The organism is Arthrobacter sedimenti (assembly GCF_042652025.1).
In the GTDB taxonomy this organism is placed as follows: Bacteria; Actinomycetota; Actinomycetes; order Actinomycetales; family Micrococcaceae; genus Arthrobacter; species Arthrobacter sedimenti.
In genome coordinates, this window is the sequence record NZ_JBHSDQ010000002.1 from 228183 (window position 1) to 247463 (window position 19281).

At 66.6% G+C, this 19281-nt stretch carries 18 protein-coding genes; all 18 read left to right on the forward strand.

Annotation, left to right across the window (positions count from 1 at the left end):
* Nucleotides 1–16: 16 nt before the first annotated feature.
* The 18 genes from ACFO0G_RS06385 to ACFO0G_RS06470 all read left to right on the forward strand — a co-directional run bounded on the left by ACFO0G_RS06385 (nucleotide 17) and on the right by ACFO0G_RS06470 (nucleotide 19253).
* Nucleotides 17–448: an organic hydroperoxide resistance protein gene (locus ACFO0G_RS06385; protein ID WP_286402767.1), complete on the forward strand. Its 432-nt coding sequence runs from the start codon at nucleotides 17–19 to the stop codon at nucleotides 446–448.
* A complete protein-coding gene (locus ACFO0G_RS06390; RefSeq protein ID WP_376976838.1) occupies nucleotides 445–1461 on the forward strand; it encodes an NADP-dependent oxidoreductase in 1017 nt (338 codons plus the stop codon). The genes ACFO0G_RS06385 and ACFO0G_RS06390 overlap by 4 nt, the downstream gene beginning before the upstream one ends.
* Nucleotides 1462–1717: 256 nt before the next feature.
* Complete coding sequence (locus tag ACFO0G_RS06395) at nucleotides 1718–2827, forward strand: BMP family lipoprotein (RefSeq protein ID WP_417281458.1); 1110 nt, start codon at nucleotides 1718–1720, stop codon at nucleotides 2825–2827.
* A 180-nt stretch (nucleotides 2828–3007) separates the two neighbouring features.
* Nucleotides 3008–4594: an ABC transporter ATP-binding protein gene (locus tag ACFO0G_RS06400; protein WP_286402769.1), complete on the forward strand. Its 1587-nt coding sequence runs from the start codon at nucleotides 3008–3010 to the stop codon at nucleotides 4592–4594.
* Nucleotides 4587–6020 carry an ABC transporter permease gene (locus ACFO0G_RS06405; RefSeq protein WP_376976839.1) on the forward strand — a complete coding sequence of 478 codons (1434 nt, stop codon included), beginning with the start codon at nucleotides 4587–4589 and terminating at the stop codon, nucleotides 6018–6020. The genes ACFO0G_RS06400 and ACFO0G_RS06405 overlap by 8 nt, the downstream gene beginning before the upstream one ends.
* Nucleotides 6017–7342 (forward strand): ABC transporter permease, encoded by a 1326-nt coding sequence (locus ACFO0G_RS06410; protein WP_376976840.1) that lies wholly within the window; start codon nucleotides 6017–6019, stop codon nucleotides 7340–7342. Before ACFO0G_RS06405 ends, ACFO0G_RS06410 begins: the two co-directional genes overlap by 4 nt.
* 5 nt (nucleotides 7343–7347) lie before the next feature.
* Complete coding sequence (locus ACFO0G_RS06415) at nucleotides 7348–7770, forward strand: cytidine deaminase (protein WP_376976841.1); 423 nt, start codon at nucleotides 7348–7350, stop codon at nucleotides 7768–7770.
* A complete protein-coding gene (locus ACFO0G_RS06420; protein WP_376976842.1) occupies nucleotides 7767–9098 on the forward strand; it encodes a thymidine phosphorylase in 1332 nt (443 codons plus the stop codon). Before ACFO0G_RS06415 ends, ACFO0G_RS06420 begins: the two co-directional genes overlap by 4 nt.
* Before the next feature lie 6 nt (nucleotides 9099–9104).
* Entirely contained in the window at nucleotides 9105–9734 is a 630-nt protein-coding gene (locus ACFO0G_RS06425; protein ID WP_286402777.1) for a DedA family protein, read from the forward strand.
* 134 nt (nucleotides 9735–9868) lie between these two features.
* Nucleotides 9869–10594, forward strand: coding sequence for a DedA family protein (locus tag ACFO0G_RS06430; protein ID WP_286402778.1), 726 nt, complete (start codon nucleotides 9869–9871; stop codon nucleotides 10592–10594).
* Nucleotides 10595–10661: 67 nt separating this feature from the next.
* On the forward strand, nucleotides 10662–11798 hold the full coding sequence (locus ACFO0G_RS06435; protein ID WP_142130696.1) for an adenosine deaminase: 1137 nt from the start codon (nucleotides 10662–10664) through the stop codon (nucleotides 11796–11798).
* Nucleotides 11799–11877: 79 nt separating this feature from the next.
* The gene (locus ACFO0G_RS06440) at nucleotides 11878–12477 is read left to right on the forward strand and encodes a MazG nucleotide pyrophosphohydrolase domain-containing protein (protein ID WP_286404319.1); all 600 of its coding nucleotides are present in this window, start codon (nucleotides 11878–11880) and stop codon (nucleotides 12475–12477) included.
* Nucleotides 12478–12595: 118 nt separating this feature from the next.
* Nucleotides 12596–13876 carry a phosphopyruvate hydratase gene (gene eno / locus ACFO0G_RS06445; RefSeq protein WP_236801544.1) on the forward strand — a complete coding sequence of 427 codons (1281 nt, stop codon included), beginning with the start codon at nucleotides 12596–12598 and terminating at the stop codon, nucleotides 13874–13876.
* 135 nt (nucleotides 13877–14011) lie between these two features.
* On the forward strand, nucleotides 14012–14695 hold the full coding sequence (locus ACFO0G_RS06450; RefSeq protein WP_376976843.1) for an FtsB family cell division protein: 684 nt from the start codon (nucleotides 14012–14014) through the stop codon (nucleotides 14693–14695).
* Between the two features lie 28 nt (nucleotides 14696–14723).
* The gene (locus tag ACFO0G_RS06455; RefSeq protein ID WP_286402784.1) at nucleotides 14724–15395 is read left to right on the forward strand and encodes a DUF501 domain-containing protein; all 672 of its coding nucleotides are present in this window, start codon (nucleotides 14724–14726) and stop codon (nucleotides 15393–15395) included.
* Nucleotides 15392–16339, forward strand: coding sequence for a Ppx/GppA phosphatase family protein (locus ACFO0G_RS06460; RefSeq protein WP_376976844.1), 948 nt, complete (start codon nucleotides 15392–15394; stop codon nucleotides 16337–16339). Before ACFO0G_RS06455 ends, ACFO0G_RS06460 begins: the two co-directional genes overlap by 4 nt.
* A 3-nt stretch (nucleotides 16340–16342) precedes the next feature.
* Nucleotides 16343–17752: a S8 family serine peptidase gene (locus ACFO0G_RS06465; RefSeq protein ID WP_376976845.1), complete on the forward strand. Its 1410-nt coding sequence runs from the start codon at nucleotides 16343–16345 to the stop codon at nucleotides 17750–17752.
* Between the two features lie 34 nt (nucleotides 17753–17786).
* Nucleotides 17787–19253, forward strand: coding sequence for an NAD(P)/FAD-dependent oxidoreductase (locus ACFO0G_RS06470; RefSeq protein ID WP_286402790.1), 1467 nt, complete (start codon nucleotides 17787–17789; stop codon nucleotides 19251–19253).
* The last annotated feature ends 28 nt before the right edge of the window (nucleotides 19254–19281 follow it).

Here is a 19281-nt window from a genome sequence, read left to right on the forward strand (position 1 = left end):
AGGACGGACATCTTTCGTGAAGACTCTCTACACCGCCGAGGCGCTTGCCTCCGGCGAAGGGCGCGATGGTACCGCGCGCAGCAACGACGGCAGGCTGGCAGTTGACCTCGCCAGTCCGGTCGAACTGGGCGGCAACGGCCAGGGCACCAACCCGGAGCAGCTCTTCGCCGCCGGCTACGCCGCCTGCTTCCATTCCGCGCTGCGGCTGGTTGGCCGCAAGGCAGGCGCAGACCTGACCGACTCGGCGGTGGCAGCGAAGGTCCACCTGGGGCAGCTGGACGGTGGGGCAGGCTTCGGGCTGGCCGCCGAGCTTGAAATTGCCCTCCCTGCTTTGGATCTCGCCACCGCAGAGGACCTGGTGGCCAAGGCCCACCAGGTCTGCCCCTATTCGAACGCCACCCGCGGCAACATTACCGTTGACCTCAAGATTCTGGAGTACGCAGCATGAGCACAGCCCTGGCAACCACCACCCGTGAGATCCGGCTCGCTTCCCGCCCCGTGGGCCGTCCCACCAATGGCAACTTCGAACTGGCAGAGTCACCGCTGCCCGCCCTCGAAGACGGCCAGATCCTGGTGCATAACCTCTTCATGTCCGTGGACCCCTACATGCGCGGCCGGATGAATGACGTCAAGTCCTACTCCGCACCGTTCGCCGTCGGCAAGGCGCTCGACGGCGGCGCTGTGGGTGAGGTGGTCGCGTCCCGTTCGTCGGCACACAAGGAGGGCGACGTCGTCGTCCATTCCCTTGGCTGGCGCGAGTACGCCGTGGTGGATGGCAGCGCTGCCACCCCGGCCCGCACCGACCTGGCGCCGGCGTCCGCTTTCCTCGGCGCCTTGGGCATGACCGGGCTCACTGCATACACCGGCCTGCTCAAAGTTGCGGAGTTTAAGCCCGGGGACGCCGTCTTCGTCTCGGGTGCCGCCGGCGCGGTGGGCTCCCTGGTGGGCCAGATCGCCAAAGCCATGGGCGCCTCGCGGGTCATCGGCTCCGCAGGCTCACCTGCCAAGGTGGCGCGCCTCCTGGAACTCGGATTCGATGCCGCGTTCGACTACCACGACGGTCCCGTAGTGGAGCAGTTGGAGAAGGCAGCGGGCCCGGCCGGAATCGATGTCTACTTCGACAACGTTGGCGGCGAACACCTGGAGGCTGCCCTGGCGGTCCTCAACGTGGGCGGCCGCGTGGCCATGTGCGGCGCCATCGCACAGTACAACTCCACGGAGCCCACACCGGCACCGAACAACCTGATGCAGGCGATCGGCAAGCAGCTCACCCTGCGCGGCTTCCTGGTGGGCGGCCAGCGGCAGCACGCGGCAGAGTTCGCGGAGAAGATGGCCGGCTGGCTGGCCGACGGTACCGTGCGCTATGACGAGACAATCGTTGAGGGACTCGAGAACGCGCCGCAGGCGTTCATGGATCTCCTGGATGGCGCAAACACCGGGAAGATGCTGGTCCGGCTGTAACCGCCGTACCCACCCGCCATCAGTAGGGGCACCGCGCTTTTGCGGTGCCCCTACTGCTTGGTAACAACTTGTAAACAATCCTCCGGATGGGCTCCCGGCGTGCTATGGGGACGTGGCGCAGGCCACTAAAGTTAGTGCCATCAGTGCGCTCCGGCGCAGTGCTGCGTGCCTTCAGTGAAAACAGAATTTCAGCGCCGAAACGGACACTCATTGAATTCCAGCCCGTAGCGCCACTCGCATCATCCCTGGAGGAAAATTGAAGAAATCACTCCGTGCCGTCTTCAAGCGCGGTTCAATGGCAGGTGTGGCCACCCTCGGTGCGTCCGCACTCGTGCTCACCGCCTGCGGTGCCGCCCCCGAAGCCGGAAGCTCCCCGTCAGCAGGGGCCAGCGACTACGCCGGCTGCATTGTGTCGGACTCCGGTGGATTCGACGACCAGTCCTTCAACCAGTCCTCCTACGAGGGCCTGAAGAAGACGGAGAAAGACCTTGGCATCAAGGTCAACCAGATCGAGTCCAAGACCAACAACGACTTCGAACCCAACCTCCGGGCCATGGTCACGGCCGGCTGCAACCTGACCATCACCGTGGGCTTCCTGCTCGGCGACGCCACCAAGGCCCAGGCCACCGCCAACCCGGACAAGCACTTCGCCATCATCGACTTCGGTTACGACCAGCCCATCAGCAACGTCAAGCCCATCATCTACGACACCGCCCAGGCCGCCTTCCTGGCCGGCTACCTCGCCGCAGGAACCACCAAGACCGGCACCGTGGCCACCTTCGGCGGCATCAAGATCCCCACCGTGACCATCTTCATGGACGGCTACGCGGACGGCGTGAAGTACTACAACCAGCAGAAGGGCAAGAACGTCAAGCTCCTCGGCTGGAACAAGGACTCCCAGGACGGCAGCTTCACCGGCGACTTCGAAAAGCAGGACGTTGGCAAGCAGCTGACCAAGAACTTCCTGGACCAGGGCGCGGACATCGTCATGCCCGTGGCCGGTCCCGTGGGCAAGGGCGCCGGAGCCGCGCTCAACGAGGCCAAGGCCGCCGGCAAGGACGTCAAGCTCATCTGGGTTGACTCCGACGGCTACCTCACCGCCCCTGACTACAAGGGCATCATGCTCTCCTCCGTCATGAAGCAGATGGGCGAGGCCGTGGAAACCGTGGTCACCGAGGACAAGGACGGCAAGTTCAACAACACCCCGTACGTGGGCACCCTTGCCAACGACGGCGTACAGCTGGCACCCTTCCACGACCTCGACTCCCAGGTCCCGGCCGAGCTGAAGTCCGACCTCGAGAAGATCAAGAAGGACATTGTGGACGGCAAGCTGAAGGTTGAGTCCGCAGCAAGCCCCAAGGCCTGATCCACCACAGGAAGCGCCGCCGCCGGCCCGTCACCCACTGGCCGGGCGGTGGCGCTTTTTGCTGGCCGAACGTTTACCGCGCACGGCCGGCTCCTCCCGGGACTGCAGCCACTAGGCTGGTGCTGCAGCCACATATCCCGCCCGGTCTGATCACCGGGCGCTTCGAGATTGGTCAGAGTTTTGAAACTTGAGCTTCGAGGGATCACTAAACGCTTTGGCACGCTGCTGGCCAACGACCACATCGACGTGGTGGTTGAGCCGGGACAGATCCACTGCCTCCTTGGAGAAAACGGGGCGGGCAAGTCCACCCTAATGAACGTGCTCTACGGGCTCTACGAGCCCACCGAAGGCGAAATCCTCGTCGATGACAAGCCCGTCAGCTTCCGCGGCCCGGGCGACGCCATGGCCGCGGGAATCGGCATGGTGCACCAGCACTTCATGCTGGTGCCGGTGTTCACCGTGGCGGAGAACGTTGCACTGGGCGCCGAACCCACCAAAGCCGCAGGCTTCCTCAACCTGGACCAGACCAGGCAGCGCATCAAGGAAATCTCGGACCAGTACGGCTTCGACGTGGACCCGGACGCCCTGGTGGAGGACCTCCCGGTGGGCGTGCAGCAACGGGTCGAAATCATCAAGGCCCTGGTGCGCAACGCCAAGGTCCTCATCCTCGACGAACCCACTGCCGTGCTGACACCCCAGGAGACCGATGAACTCCTGGACATCATGCGCCAGCTCAAGTCGCGCGGCACCTCCATCGTCTTCATCTCGCACAAGCTGCGCGAGGTCAAGGAAGTCTCGGACACCATCACCGTCATCCGGCGGGGAAAGGTGGTAGGCACCGCCGATCCTGCCGCTTCCACCACCGAGCTTGCTTCGATGATGGTGGGCCGGGCTGTCAGCCTGAACCTGGAGAAGGCGCCCGCCCAGCCCAGGGAAACCACGTTCGAAGTCAGCGACCTCACCGTCGTCGCACCCAACGGCCAGCACGTGGTGGACCACCTCAGCTTCCACATCAAACGGGGTGAGATTTTGGCCATTGCCGGCGTGCAGGGCAACGGCCAGACTGAACTCACCGAAGCCATCCTGGGCCTGCAGGAACGGGTTACCGGCTCCATCGTCCTGGACGGCAAGGAACTGGTGGGCCGGTCCGTCAAGGAGGTCCTGGACGCGGGGGTCGGCTTTGTTCCGGAAGACCGCACAGTGGACGGGCTGGTAGGCACTTTCTCCGTGGCTGAAAACCTGATCCTTGACCTTTACGACAAGCCGCCGTTCGCCAAGGGCATCAGCATGAGCCCGGCGAAAATCATGGAAAACGCCAAGGCCCGCATCGGTGAATTCGACGTGCGCACGCCCTCGGCCGCATCCGCCGCCGGAACGCTGTCCGGCGGCAACCAGCAAAAACTCGTCATGGCCCGCGAACTGTCCCGCCCGCTGCGGCTGTTCATCGCCTCCCAACCCACCCGCGGCGTGGACGTAGGGTCCATCGAATTCCTGCACCGGCGGATCGTCGCCGAGCGTGACCAGGGGACCCCGGTGATGATCATTTCCACCGAGCTGGACGAAGTCATGGAACTGGCTGACCGCATCGCAGTGCTCTACAAGGGCAAGCTGGTGGGCACCGTCCCTGCAGGGACCGGCCGGGACGTCCTGGGCCTCATGATGGCAGGCATCCCGCCCGAAGAACACGCGCCCAATGGGCACGCACACGCCCCGCAGGCCGGCATACCGGCCGCCACCTCCAACGCCGAGGGAGCCGACCATGCCTGACCAGCCTTCCCCCAAGCATGCCCAAGAGAACCAGCACGCCGAAAACCAGCCCGCTGAAGAAAGCCTTGGGGCTGACAAGCACCGGCACGCAGCCGACACCCCGAAGGGTGCCGCGGCGCCCGCTTCGGAGGAAAGCGCAACGGTGGTGGCGGTCGACACCGCCGGCGGCGCCATGCAGCCCTCGGCGGTTCCGGCCACGGCCCAAAGCGGACGGTTGCCGGGTGGCTCCGATACCGTGCTGCGCCGGATCTTCACCGTGAGCGGCATGGTCTCGGTCCTGGCGGTGCTGCTGGCGCTGATCATCGGCGGCCTGCTCATCGCCAGCACGGACAAGCAGGTGGCCACCGCGTCCGGCTACTTCTTCGCCAGGCCCACGGACATGCTGACGGCGGTATGGAACGCCGCCACCCGCTCCTACATCGCGCTGTTCCAAGGCTCGGTGTTCAACCCCCGGGGCAACGGCCTGGCCGCGCAGTTTGCCCCGTTCATGGAGACCCTCACCATCGCCACGCCGCTGATCACTGCCGGCCTGGGCGTGGCGCTGGCCTTCCGGGCGGGCCTGTTCAACATCGGTGCGCAGGGCCAGATCATTGTGGCAGGCATCCTGGCGGCCTGGGTGGGCTTTGCACTGCACCTGCCGATCGGCCTGCACCTGCTGCTGGTGCTCGTGGCCGGCATCGTCGGCGGCGCCCTCTGGGGCGGCCTCGCCGGCCTGCTCAAAGCCCGGACCGGAGCCCACGAAGTCATCCTGACCATCATGTTCAACTACATAGCGCTTTACTTCCTGCGCTACCTGTTGAACACGCCGGCGTTCCAGCGGCCGGGGGAGTCTAACCCCATCTCGCCCATCCTGGACCCCAGCGCGGTGTACCCGCAGATCCTGGGCAGCCAGTATCGGCTGCACCTTGGCTTCCTCCTGGCGATCGCCGCCACCGTCCTGGTGTGGTGGCTCCTGAACCGGTCCACGGTGGGCTTCGAGTTCCGGGCCGTGGGCGCCAACCCGAACGCCGCGCAGACCGCGGGCATCAACGTCTCCCGGTCCACCATCCTGGTCATGGCCATCGCAGGCGGCCTCGCCGGCATGTCCGGCGTGGCGCAGGTTGCCGGCACCGAAAAGGTGCTCACCGACGGCGTGGCCGCCACGTACGGCTTTGACGCCATCACGGTTGCCCTGCTGGGACGTTCGACGCCGTGGGGCACGTTCGCTGCCGGCCTGCTGTTCGGCGCCTTCCGCGCCGGGGCGGTCCAGATGCAGATCCAGACCGGCACCCCCATCGACATCGTCCTGGTGGTCCAGTCCCTGATTGTCCTTTTCATCGCCGCACCGCCGCTGGTCCGGGCCGTCTTCGGCCTGAACCCCCGGCGCAGGAAGCCCGCGCGCGCAGCCAAGTCCGGGCAGGCAGCCACAACCGGAGGTGCCGCATGAGCACAACAGTTTCGTCGTCCAGGCCCGGCAACCCCCAGCCCCGCGGCCCCAAAGCAGACGCCCCTTCCGCAACGCCCGCCGCCAAACCAGTCAGCTGGAAAACGCCCGTCCTGCTCACCGTGTTCGCGTTGATCTCCCTGGTGTTCTTCGGACTCCTGGCACCCCACCAGACGGCAAGCTTCGGCATCTCAACCGGCGGTGATTTCTTTCAGCTACCGGCTCTGGAAATCAACGCCTTCGCCGGTGGCATCGTACTGTCGGTGCTTCTCGTGGGCCTGGCGGGCTACGCCCTCTATTTGAAGACCAGGAACCAGCCAGCCCCCGGCTGGCTGCCCGTCACGTTCATCGTGATCTTCGTGGCTGCGTTCCTCATTTGGGTGGTGGGCGGGGCCCGCACCCCCACCATCTCGCTGGCGGGCCTCATCGCCGGATCCGTGACGCTCGCCGTTCCGCTCGTGTTCGGTTCGCTCTCCGGTGTCCTGTGTGAGCGCGTAGGAGTGGTGAACATCGCCATCGAAGGGCAACTCCTGGGCGGGGCGTTCACCGCGGCCATCGTTGCCAGCATGACCAAGAGTGCTTTGGTCGGGTTGTTGGCGGCCGCCATCGCCGGTGCAGTGGTGTCCATGGTCCTGGCGCTGTTCAGCATCAAGTACCTGGTCAACCAGATCATCGTCGGCGTCGTCCTGAACGTGCTGGTCTCCGGCGTGACCGGCTTCCTCTTCAGCACCGTGATGCAGGCCAACAAGGCCCAGTTCAACTCACCTCCCGGCCTGGACGTCATCGACATCCCGGTCCTCTCCAGCATCCCGATCATCGGGCCCATCCTGTTCCGGCAGTCGCTGGTGGGGTACCTCATGTACGTGGCCGTCGCGGTGGTCTGGGTGGGCCTGTTCAAGACCAGGTGGGGCCTGCGTGTCCGCGCGGTGGGGGAGCACCCCCAGGCGGCGGACACCTTGGGCATCAACGTCAACGCCACCCGGTTCTGGAACGTCACCCTGGGCGGTGCTGTGGCCGGCATCGGCGGCTCGTTCTTCACCCTTGTTGCCATCGACAGCTTCACCAAGGAAATCTCCGGGGGGCGCGGCTTCATTGCCCTGGCCGCCCTGATCTTCGGACGCTGGAACCCGGTGGGTGCCTTCTTTGCGGCACTCCTGTTCGGCTTTGCCGACAACCTGCAGAGCATCGTCACCATCATCGGAACCCCCGTGCCCAGCCAGTTCATGGCCATGCTGCCCTACCTGGTCACCGTGCTCGCCGTCGCCGGCCTGGTGGGCAAATCCAGGGGGCCGGCCGCCAGCGGCATCCCTTACGTCAAGGGATGACCGCCATGGAAAGTGCAGAATTGGTCAACGCACAGGCCGTGGACTGGGCAGCCCTGGAGGCAGCCGCCGTCGCCGCCATGAAGAATGCCTACGCCCCGTACTCGAAGTTTCCGGTAGGCGCCGCGGCGCTCACCGGGGATGGCCGGATCGTCAGCGGCTGCAATGTGGAAAACGCCAGCTACGGGCTGACCCTCTGCGCCGAATGTGCCCTGGTGGGAAATTTGCAGATGACCGGCGGCGGCCTGCTGCGGGCGTTCTACTGCGTTGACGGGGAGGGAAACATCCTTATGCCCTGTGGCCGGTGCCGCCAGCTGCTGTACGAATTCCGTGCCCCGGACATGCAGCTCATGACTACCCAAGGCATCAAGACCATGGACCAGGTGCTGCCCGACGCCTTCGGTCCCGAACACCTGGAGGAGACCCGGTGACTGAGAACCGAACACCGAACAGCCGCGCCGAAGCGTTCGACGCCGTCGACATCATCCGCATCAAGCGGGACAAGGGGACGCTGAGCCCCGAACAGATCGACTGGACCATCGACGCATACACCCGCGGGGCCATCGCTGACGAGCAGATGGCGGCCTTGAACATGGCCATCCTGCTCAACGGCATGGACCGGGCCGAGATTGCCCGCTGGACGGCGGCCATGATCGCTTCCGGTGAACGGATGGATTTCTCCAGCCTTCGGCGTCCCGACGGCGGCCTGAAGTACACGACGGACAAACACTCCACGGGTGGGGTGGGGGACAAGATCACCCTGCCGCTGGCCCCGCTGGTGGCGGTGTTCGGCGTCGCGGTGCCGCAGCTGTCCGGCCGCGGCCTGGGGCACACCGGAGGCACCCTGGACAAGCTGGAGTCAATCCCCGGATGGCGGGCCAACCTCAGCAACGACGAGATCCTGGCCCAGCTCCAGGACGTTGGCGCAGTGATCTGCGCCGCCGGCGCCGGACTTGCCCCCGCCGACAAGAAGCTGTACGCGCTCCGGGACGTCACCGGCACGGTGGAGGCCATCCCGCTGATCGCGTCATCGATCATGAGCAAGAAGATCGCAGAGGGCACCGGCTCGCTGGTCCTGGACGTCAAGGTGGGCAGCGGGGCGTTCATGAAGGACGAAGCGACAGCCCGCGAACTCGCCGAAACCATGGTGGCGCTGGGCAAGGACGCAGGAGTCAACACTGTTGCGCTGCTGACCAACATGGACACCCCGCTGGGCCTTACCGCCGGCAATGCCATCGAGGTCGAGGAATCGCTGGAGGTCCTGGCGGGCGGCGGTCCTGATGACGTGGTGGAGCTGACTGTGCGGCTCGCCGAAGAAATGCTCGCCGCGGCAGGAGTGCGCGACGCCGATCCCGCGGCCGCCCTGAAGGACGGCAGGGCCATGGACGTCTGGAACCGGATGATCTCGGCCCAAGGCGGCGACCCCCGGGCAGCCCTTCCGGTGGCCACGGAATCCGACCTTGTGTACGCCCCCGCCGACGGGGTGCTGGTGGAACTGGACGCGCTCGCCGTCGGAGTAGCCGCGTGGCGCCTCGGTGCCGGCCGTGCACGGAAGGAGGACCCCGTCCAGGCCGGGGCGGGGGTGCGCATGCACGCCAAGCCGGGCGCCACAGTCCGCGCAGGGGAGCCGCTGATGACGCTGCTCACCGATACTCCGGAGCGGTTCGCCCGTGCCCGCGAAGCCCTGGAACACGCCGTGGTTATTGCTCCGGAAGGTTCACGGCCCGCCCAGCAGCTCATCATCGACCGCATAGCATAGTGACCAATGCAGGCCATCAATGACTTCATCCTCGCCGCAGCCGGACAGCCGTGGGTGCTGGTCCTGGTGCTGGCCTGCTGCATCATCGACGGCTTCTTTCCGCCGGTCCCCAGCGAGTCGGTGGTGGTGGGCCTCGCGGCGGTAGCGGCCACCGCCGATGTTCCCAATCCGCTGTTCCTGGCCCTGGTGGCTGCAGCGGGGGCCTTCGCCGGGGACAACATCGCCTACCTCCTTGGCCGCCGTGTGGGCACCACTCGATGGGCGTGGATGCGCGGGCCCCGCATGCAGGCCGCTTTCCGCTGGGCGGGCCGTGAGCTGCGGAAGCGGCCGGCGTCGCTGATCCTGGTGGCGCGCTTCGTCCCGATCGGCAGGGTTGCCGTCAACCTGACCGCCGGGGTCACCCACTATCCCCACCTGCGGTTCGTGGGGCTGACCGTCCTTTCCGCCAGCCTGTGGGCAGCCTACTCGGTGGCTATCGGGCTTTTCTTTGGCCAGTGGTTTGAGGACAACCACCTCCTGGGTGCCGCAATCGCCATTGTCTGCGCCGTCGCGCTGGGCGTCGTGGTGGACCTGGTGATCAACAAATTCCGCGGCAAACCCAATGTGGTGGAACGGATCCGGGAACCCGGGGCCTGACCGGCGCGTTTAAGGGGTAATTCCGGGCATTGGGGCGTAGCGGACAGGCCCCGGCGCGTGGGACACTTAGGAACGATTTCCGCTTTGGCTGCGGCACATAGGCTGTGTCATTTTTCATACAGGAGCAACACCGCGTGGAGTTTATTAATGAGGCCGTGCTCCATGCAGCGGGCCAGTGGTGGATTTACCCCGTCCTGCTCGTGTTCTTCTTCGTGGACGGCTTCGCCATGGTGGTCCCCAGCGAGACCCTCATAGTCGCTCTTGCTGCGTTCTCCCGGCACAGCGGCGAACCCAACCTCTGGATCCTTGGTGTCACGGCGCTGGTAGGCGCCATCGCCGGCGACAACATGGCCTACATGCTCGGCCGCAGGATCGGCCTGGACCGGTGGGGGTGGATGCGCAAGCCCAAGGTCCGGAAAGTCTTCGCGTGGGCCCGCTATGAGCTTGAAAAGCGCGGGGCTGTGCTGATCTTCACCGCCCGCTACATCCCCTGGGGCCGGGTGGCCGTCAACTACGTCGCCGGCAGCACAGGTTTTTCGCACCGCAGGTTCTTTGTGTTCGACGCCTTCGCCTGCCTTACCTGGGTGGGCTACTCCCTTGGCATCGGCCTGCTGGCCAGCTCCTTCCCCTGGCTGCACCACAACCCGCTGCTCAGCGCTGGCATCGCGGTAGTGTTCGCCATCGTCCTGGGCGTCGTCATCGACCACCTGCTGCGCTGGTGGCACAAACGGCTGGGACGTGACGATACGCCGGACGCGGACGGCTGGACCGAAGGATCGTCCGGCTCCGGCCACGAGGGCCGGCCCGGCACGCAGGCCTTCGTGGTGCCGTCGGCAGAGGCAGGCCCCGCCGCCAAGTAGCAGCCGGCCTTGGACGGCTGGTTTTGGGCCGCTGGCTTTGAACTCCGCCCCACCCTAAGGTGGAAACGTGACTGAGCCCATTGTTGACGCCGCCCCTGCCATCGATTTTGACCTGAAGAGCCTGCCGAAGGTCTCCCTGCACGACCACCTGGACGGAGGACTCCGCCCGGCCACCATCATCGAACTGGCGGAAGCCGTTGGCCACACGCTGCCCTCAACGGATCCGGTGGCCCTGGGGCAGTGGTTCCGCGAATCAGCAGACTCCGGATCGCTGGTCCGCTACCTGGAGACGTTCGACCACACGGTAGCCGTCATGCAGACCTACGACGGCCTGTTCCGGGTGGCGAAGGAGTTCGTCGAGGACCTCGCGGACGACGGCGTGGTGTACGGCGAAGTCCGGTGGGCACCCGAGCAGCACCTCCAGAAGGGGCTCAGCCTGGATGAAGTCGTCGAAGCTGTGCAGGAAGGCCTTGAGGCCGGAGTCGAGGCTGTGTCCGAGACCGGACGCGAGATCCAGGTGGGCCAGCTGATCACCGCCATGCGCCACGCCGACCGCGGCCAGGAGATCGCCGAACTGGCCATCCGCCACCGCAACAAGGGTGCCGTGGGCTTTGACATCGCCGGCGCCGAGGACGGCTTCCTGCCCAGCCGCTTCAAGGACGCCTTCACCTACCTTGCACAGCACAATTTCCCCGCCACCGTGCACGCCGGTGAAGCAGCCGGGCTGGAGAGCATCCAGTCGGCGCTGGTGGACGGCCGCGCCCTGCGGCTGGGCCACGGCGTCCGCATCGCCGAGGACATCATGGTGGAGTTCGACGACGACGAGGAAGCCGGCGATACCGTAGGCCTGGTCACCCTGGGCGACCTCTCCAGCTGGGTCCGCGACCGCGGCATCGCACTGGAAATCTGCCCCTCCTCCAACCTCCAGACCGGCGCGATCGCTGAATTCGGCGAAGGGATCGAAAGCCACCCGCTGGACATGCTCTACCAGCTGGGCTTCAACGTCACCATCAACACCGACAACCGCCTGATGAGCGGTGTCACCCTGACGGACGAGTTCAACCTGCTGGTGGAAACCTTCGACTACGACCTCGACGACCTGCTCGAGCTCACCCTCAACGCCGCCGAGGCGTCCTTCCTGCCGCTGGAGGAAAAGGAAGCGCTGGTGGAATACATCAACGACGCCTACGCCAACCTTGGCTGATCCGGATCCCCGGCCCGGCAGTTCCGCAATCGAAGAGCTGCTGGGCCAAATTGCCCAGCTGCGCCAACACTGCCCCTGGATGGGCGCCCTGACGCACGCTTCCCTGGTGGAGTACCTCCTGGAGGAGGCCTACGAGGTGGCCGAGACCATCGAGGAGGGCCACCCGGACAAGGAGCTCCAGGGCGAACTGGGTGACGTTCTGCTCCAGGTAGTGCTCCATGCCCGCCTTGCGGAGGAGCGCGGCGCGTTCACGTTCGACGACGTGGCGCGCGGCCTGGGTGCCAAAATGGTCCGCCGCAACCCGCACGTCTTCAGGCCGGACGGGTCCCTGCAGGACAGCTTCCCCGCCACGGTGGCGGAGATCGAGCAGAAATGGGATGCGGTCAAGCGGGCCGAACGCCCTGAACGCCGCGGAGCCTTTGAAGGAATCCCGGAGGCCCTCCCGGCGCTGGCCAAAGCGCAAAAGTCGCTGGACCGCGCAGCCCGTGCCGGCCTGGAGCTGCCAGCCGGGGAACCGATCCCCGAAAACGAGGACGAGCTCGGAACCCTGCTGCTCGCCGTCGTGCGTTCCGCCCGGGACAACGGCATGGACGCCGAGCGTGCCCTGCGCGCCGCCGTCCGCCGCTACCAGGGCGATGACGGCCCGCAAGGCGGCCGCAGCGGACCCGCGCCATCATGACGTCCGGCCCTTGACCGGTTTGAGTAACCCGGAGCACTCTCGACTACGCTAGTCGGTGACGAGTACGTCGAGTTTTCTGCCTGATTCCCCCCGTTAATCGCCCATAAGGAGCAAATTCATGGCGCTTATCGATGCCATCCACGCCCGCGAGATCCTCGATTCCCGCGGCAACCCCACCGTAGAAGTTGAAGTCCTGCTGTCCGACGGCCAGATCGGCCGCGCGGCGGTTCCCTCCGGTGCCTCCACCGGTGAGCACGAGGCCGTCGAACTGCGCGACGGCGACAAGGGCCGCTACCTGGGCAAGGGCGTGCAGAAGGCCGTCGACGCCGTGATCGACCAGATCGCCCCCGCCCTGACCGGCTTCGACGCCACAGACCAGCGCAGCATCGACCAGGCCATGCTGGACCTGGACGGCACCCCCAACAAGGGCAAGCTCGGCGCCAACGCCATCCTGGGCGTCTCCCTGGCAGTCGCCAACGCAGCCGCAGCCTCCGCTGACCTGCCGCTCTACAAGTACCTGGGCGGCCCCAACGCGCACGTCCTGCCCGTGCCGCTGATGAACATCCTCAACGGTGGCTCCCACGCCGACTCCGACGTCGACATCCAGGAATTCATGATCGCCCCCATCGGCGCTGAAACCTTCTCCGAAGGCCTGCGCTGGGGTGTCGAGGTCTACCACAACCTCAAGTCCGTCCTGAAGGAAAAGGGCCTGTCCACCGGCCTCGGCGACGAGGGCGGCTTCGCCCCCAACCTGCCGTCCAACCGCGCGGCACTGGACCTGATCCAGGAAGCCATCAAGAACGCCGGCTACACCCCGGGCAAGGACATCGCCCTGGCCCTGGACGTTGCCTCCTCCGAGTTCTACAAGGACGGTGCCTACCAGTTCGAAGGCAAAGCCCTGTCCGCCACCGAGATGAGCGCCTACTACGCCGAGCTCGTGGACGCCTACCCGCTGGTCTCCATCGAGGACCCGCTGGACGAGAACGACTGGGAGGGCTGGAAGACCCTCACCGACACCATCGGCGACAAGGTCCAGTTGGTGGGTGACGACCTCTTCGTCACCAACCCCGCCATCCTGCAGCGCGGCATCGACACCAGGACCGCCAACTCCCTGCTGGTCAAGGTCAACCAGATCGGTTCCCTGACCGAGACCCTGGATGCCGTCAGCCTGGCCCAGCGTGCCGGCTACACCACCATCACCTCGCACCGCTCCGGCGAAACCGAAGACACCACCATTGCCGACATCGCGGTGGCCACCAACGCAGGCCAGATCAAGACCGGCGCCCCTGCCCGCTCCGAGCGCGTTGCCAAGTACAACCAGCTGCTGCGGATCGAAGAGGAACTGGACGACGCCGCACGCTATGCCGGACGCAGCGCGTTCCCGCGTTTCAAGGGCTAGTAACCGGCTAAACCCTTCAGCGGTGGCTATGGTTGAAAGACCATAGCCACCGCTGTTTTTCCAGCAGCAGTTGTCCCAGAAGTGTTGTCCAGCACAGATAGTGGCGGCCCCGGCAGGCTGCGTTTCAGGAGTGTCATGGCTACCCGCCGCCCCAAAGTTCCCAAGGTCGCCCCCACCCGTCCAGCCAAGGAAACGGCCGACGACGGGCCCTCCGGCGGTGCCGATGTTATCCGGGCGGATTTCCGCCCGGCCAAGGGAACGGCCGCCAGGGACACGGCACGGCCAAAGGACCACCACGGGCACGGAGCTTCCGGCCAGCCCGGCGCCGGAAAGGCGGGGGAGGCCCCCAAGCCCAAACCTGCCGCCGCACGCAAGGGCAGCAGTTCCACGGACGGCAAGGACACCCCTGACCGCGAAGACGGGCAGCACCCCGTCCCCGCCAAGGCGTTCTCCGGGCGCATGCTCGCGCTGGCCGTGGTGATGATTGCCATCACCATCATGCTCGCGCCCACGGTGAAGATCTTCTTCGACAAGAAGGCCGAAATCGACGCGTTGCACGCCGATATCGCAGCACGTCAGGCCGAAGGCGACGCCCTCCGCCAGCAGGTTTCGCGCTGGCAGGACCCCAACTACGTCAAACAGCAGGCCCGCGACCGCATTAACATGGTTATGCCGGGCGAAACCGGCTACTGGGTTTTTGGCAGCGATGAGCCGGCCGCAGAAAGCAGTAGCCCCGCCGGCGCAGCAGCACAAGACCCCGCCGATCTGCCGTGGGTGGATTCCCTGTGGGAGTCCATCAGGCGCGCGGCCACAGACTGAACCGCACAAGGAAGGACGGCCCGCGACAGTGGAACACAACACGGCAGCCGCCCGGGACGAATCCCGCCAACCGACAGCACACGACCTTGAAGTACTGAGCAGGCAGCTGGGACGTCCCGTCCGCGACGTCGTGGAGATTCCGGCCCGCTGCATCTGCGGCAACCCCCTGGTGGCGGCCACCGCACCCCGCCTCAGCAACGGCACTCCTTTCCCCACCACCTTCTACCTGACGCACCCGGTGATCACATCCGCGGTTTCCAGGCTTGAGGCGGCGGGGGTCATGAACACCATGAACGAACAGCTGGCCACCGATGACGGACTCGCCGCGGCCTACCGGGCAGCCCATGAAGAGTACCTGGCCGCCCGCGAAGCCATCGGGCAGCGTTCGGGCATCGGCCCGGTGCCGGAAATCGACGGCGTCTCCGCCGGCGGGATGCCCACCCGCGTCAAGTGCCTGCACGTCCTGGTGGGCCACTCCCTGGCAGCGGGAAGCGGCGTCAACCCCCTCGGCGACACGGCGATCGGGATGATCAGCGAGTGGTGGACGGCGGACAAGTGCTACTGCGACGGCGCCTGGGACACCACCGGCGAGGCACCGTCCCGGGACCTCAGCCGGCACGGACCGCAGGGCCTGCCCGGTATCGTGGGACGCCCGGCCCCCGTCCGGAAGTCTGCCGGCACCGCAGGAGCCGCCGAATGACCCGCGTGGCCGCCATCGACTGCGGCACCAACTCCATCCGGCTCCTGATCGCGGACATCCACCACGGCAACGGCGGCACGGGCCTGACGGACGTAGTCCGCGAGATGCGCGTGGTCCGGTTGGGCCAGGGCGTGGACGCCACCGGCGAACTGGCACCCGAGGCCCTCGACCGGACCTTCGCCGCAGCCGCCGACTACGCTCGGCTGATCAAGGAACACGGCGCAGAGCGGATCCGCTTCGTCGCCACCTCCGCCAGCCGCGACGCACGCAACCGGGACGTCTTCGTGGACGGAATCCGGGACCTGCTGGGCGTGGAGCCCGAAGTCATCTCCGGGGACGAGGAAGCGGCACTGTCCTTTGCCGGTGCCAGCAGCGTCCTGCCCATCCTCGACGGCCACCAGGTGCTGGTGGTGGACCTCGGCGGGGGAAGCACCGAGTTCGTCCTCGGCACTGCGGACGGCGTGACCGCGGCGAAGTCCGTGGACATTGGCTGCGTCCGCCTCACCGAACGGCACCTTAGCGACGATCCCCCCACCCCTGCCCAGATCGCGGCCGCGGAAGCCGACGTTGACGCAGCCATAGCCCGCGCCGGACGCGACGTGCCGCTGGAACGCGCCACCGCCGTCGTCGGTGTTGCCGGGTCCGTCACCACCATCACCGCCCACGCCCTGCGCCTGCCGGAATATTCGCCGGACGCCATCCACGGCACGGAACTGCCCGTCGCCGAGGTCCGTGCAGCCGCCACCGACCTGCTCACCATGACCCGGGACAAGCGCGCGGCCCTGCCGTACATGCACCCGGGACGCGTGGATGTCATCGGTGCCGGGGGACTGGTCTGGCGCCGGATCCTGGAACGCATGGGGGAGCTGACCGGCGGAAGGATTACCGCAGCCACGGCCAGCGAGCACGACATCCTCGACGGCATCGCGCTGAGCATCGGGTAGGCCATGCATTCCACAACAGCTTCCACCCGCTTCTTGCCGCGGGCGGCGGCGGCACTGATGGCCGTCCTCCTGGCCGCATGCTGCCTCTGCGGCGGCCTCTTCGCCGCACCCTCCGCACGGGCCGATGAGTGGCGCGACAAGGAATACTGGCTGGCAGATTCCGGCATCACCAAGGCCTGGGAAGTGTCAAAGGGCGCAGGCGTCAAGGTAGCCGTCATCGACAGCGGCATCGACGCCCAGCACCCGGACCTCAAAGGCGCCGTCGTTGGCGGGTACGATGCATCCGGCTCCGGCCAGCCCGACGGCCAAAAGAGCGTGGGCTCCAAGCCCGAACACGGCACCCTGGTGGCCACGATGCTTGCCGGCCGCGGCCACCAGCCGGCCAGCGCAAGCCCCAGCCCCAGCCCAGGACCGCCGGGTACACCGCCCGACGGCATCATGGGAGTGGCGCCGGAAGCACAGCTCCTTTCAGTCTCCACCTGGCTGGGCTCGCCCAATCCTTCGGGCAAGAGCGACCAGGACCAGATTCCCGAGGCCGTCCGGTGGGCCGTGGACAATGGCGCCAAGGTGATCAACATTTCGCTGGGCAGCACTACGCCGCAGTGGCCGCAAAGCTGGGACGCCGCCTTCCTTTACGCGGAACAGAAGGACGTGGTCATCGTCGCGGCGGCCGGCAACCGGGTGGGCGGCAACACCCAGGTGGGCGCACCCGCCACCATCCCGGGCGTCCTGACCGTCGCCGGGCTGGACCGGAAGAACGTGGCCAGCGTGGACGCTTCCTCGCAGGGGATCAGCATCGGTGTGGCCGCGCCCGCCGAAAACCTCTTGGGCGGACTCCCCGGTGGCGGCTACGCGGAGTGGGCCGGAACCTCCGGCTCCACCCCCATCGTCGCGGGCGTGGCCGCCCTGATCCGGTCCAAGTGGCCGGATATGAGTGCTGAACAGGTGATCAACAGGATCATCACCACGGCCAAGGACGCAGGAGCCCCGGGCAAGGACCCGCTGTACGGCTACGGCATCCTCAACGCCGAGGCAGCACTTAAAGCCGATGTTCCGCAGGTGTCGGTCAATCCGCTGGGCACCATCGCCGAGTGGATCCGCGTCCACAGGCGGGGAAACGCTGCTCCCGCAACCCCACTGCCAACCGCCACCCAGGTGCCCAGCGCCGCACCCACGCTGCCCGAAGCAACCGTTCCCGCCGCCAAGGCGCCGTCCCCGCGGGACAGTGCCATCGGCGCCGCCGTCGTGATCGGGTTTGCAGTCCTGTTTGTCGCGATCATCGTGGCAGCCGCCATCCAGCTTCGCAGGGCCGCCCGCAACCCCGCCCTTGCCGCAGACGAACCCGAAACAGGGGTGCTGGACAAGGTGCATCCAGCCAGGAATTCCAACGTTACAGACGGTCGTCGAAGTTAGTGAAGATTTTCACAAACTGCGCTATCCTTATACTATGGCAACCACCCCACAGCTCCAGGACCGTCCCAGGGTACTCGTCGTCGGCGGCGGGTACGTCGGCCTCTACGTAGCACTGAAACTGCAGAAGAAGATCGCGAACGCCGGTGGCATCGTCACCGTCGTTGATCCCCTGCCCTACATGACCTACCAGCCCTTCCTTCCCGAGGTGGCCGGCGGCAACATCGAAGCCCGCCACGCGGTGGTATCCCACCGCCAGCACCTCAAGCAGACGGAACTGATCCAGGGGCGCGTTACCTCCATCGACCACGTCAACCGCAAGGCTGTGGTGGCTCCCGCCGACGGCGGCGAAAACTTCGAGGTTCCCTACTTCGACGTCGTGCTCGCAGCCGGCGCCATTACCCGCACGTTCCCCATCAAGGGCCTGGCAGACAACGGCATTGGCCTGAAGACCATCGAGGAAGCCGTTGCGCTGCGCAACAAGCTGCTCGAGCGCATCGAGGTTGCGTCCACCATGACGGACCCTGCGGCACGCGCCCGGGCCCTCACCTTCGTGGTGGTCGGTGGCGGCTTCGCCGGCATCGAGTGCATCACCGAAATGGAAGACCTCGCCCGCGCCGCCGTGCGCAACAACCCCCGCATCAAGCAGGAGGAAGTCCGCTTCGTCCTGGTCGAGGCCATGGGCCGCATCATGCCCGAGGTCACTGCCCAGCAGGCCGACTGGGTGGTGGAACACCTGCGCAGCCGCGGCATTGAGGTCCTCCTCAACACCTCGCTGGACAGCGCCGAAGGCACCCTCAAGCTGATCAACCTCCCGGACAAGACCCCGGCCCAGGAATTCGAGGCGGACACCCTGGTATGGACCGCCGGCGTGCAGGCCAACCCCATGGTCCGCTCCACCGACTTCCCCCTTGAGCCCCGCGGCCGGGTCCGGGTCCTTCCGGACCTGCGCATCTCCGGCGACGAAGGCATCGTGGAAAACGCCTGGGCAGCCGGCGACATCGCCGCTGTTCCGGACCTCACCGGCAAGGGCCTGCCGGACGGCACCTGCGTACCCAACGCCCAGCACGCCCTGCGCCAGGCCAAGCGCCTCGCCAAGAACCTCTGGGCCTCCCGCTGGGACAAGCCGCTGACCGACTACAAGCACAAGAACCTCGGTGCCGTGGCCGGCTTCGGCGAGTGGAAGGGCGTTGCCAACATCAATCTCCTGGGCCGCATCGGCCTCAAGGGAGCGCCGGCCTGGCTGGCCCACCGCGGCTACCACGGCATGGCCATGCCCACATTCGAGCGCAAGTTCCGCGTCATCCTGAACTGGATCATCGGCTTCTTCGCCGGCCGCGACACCACCCAGCTGATGGACCTGGACAACCCCCGCGGCGCCTTTGTCTCGGCAGCAACCCCGGCCCCGAAGCCTGCAGCTGCTCCCGCAGCCGTGCCGGCCGGCGGCTCCGGTTCAACCGCTGCCGCAGCTCCGAAGGAGACCGTGGCGGCCAACGCCAAGTAGCGCGTCTGTTCCACCACGCTTCACAGCG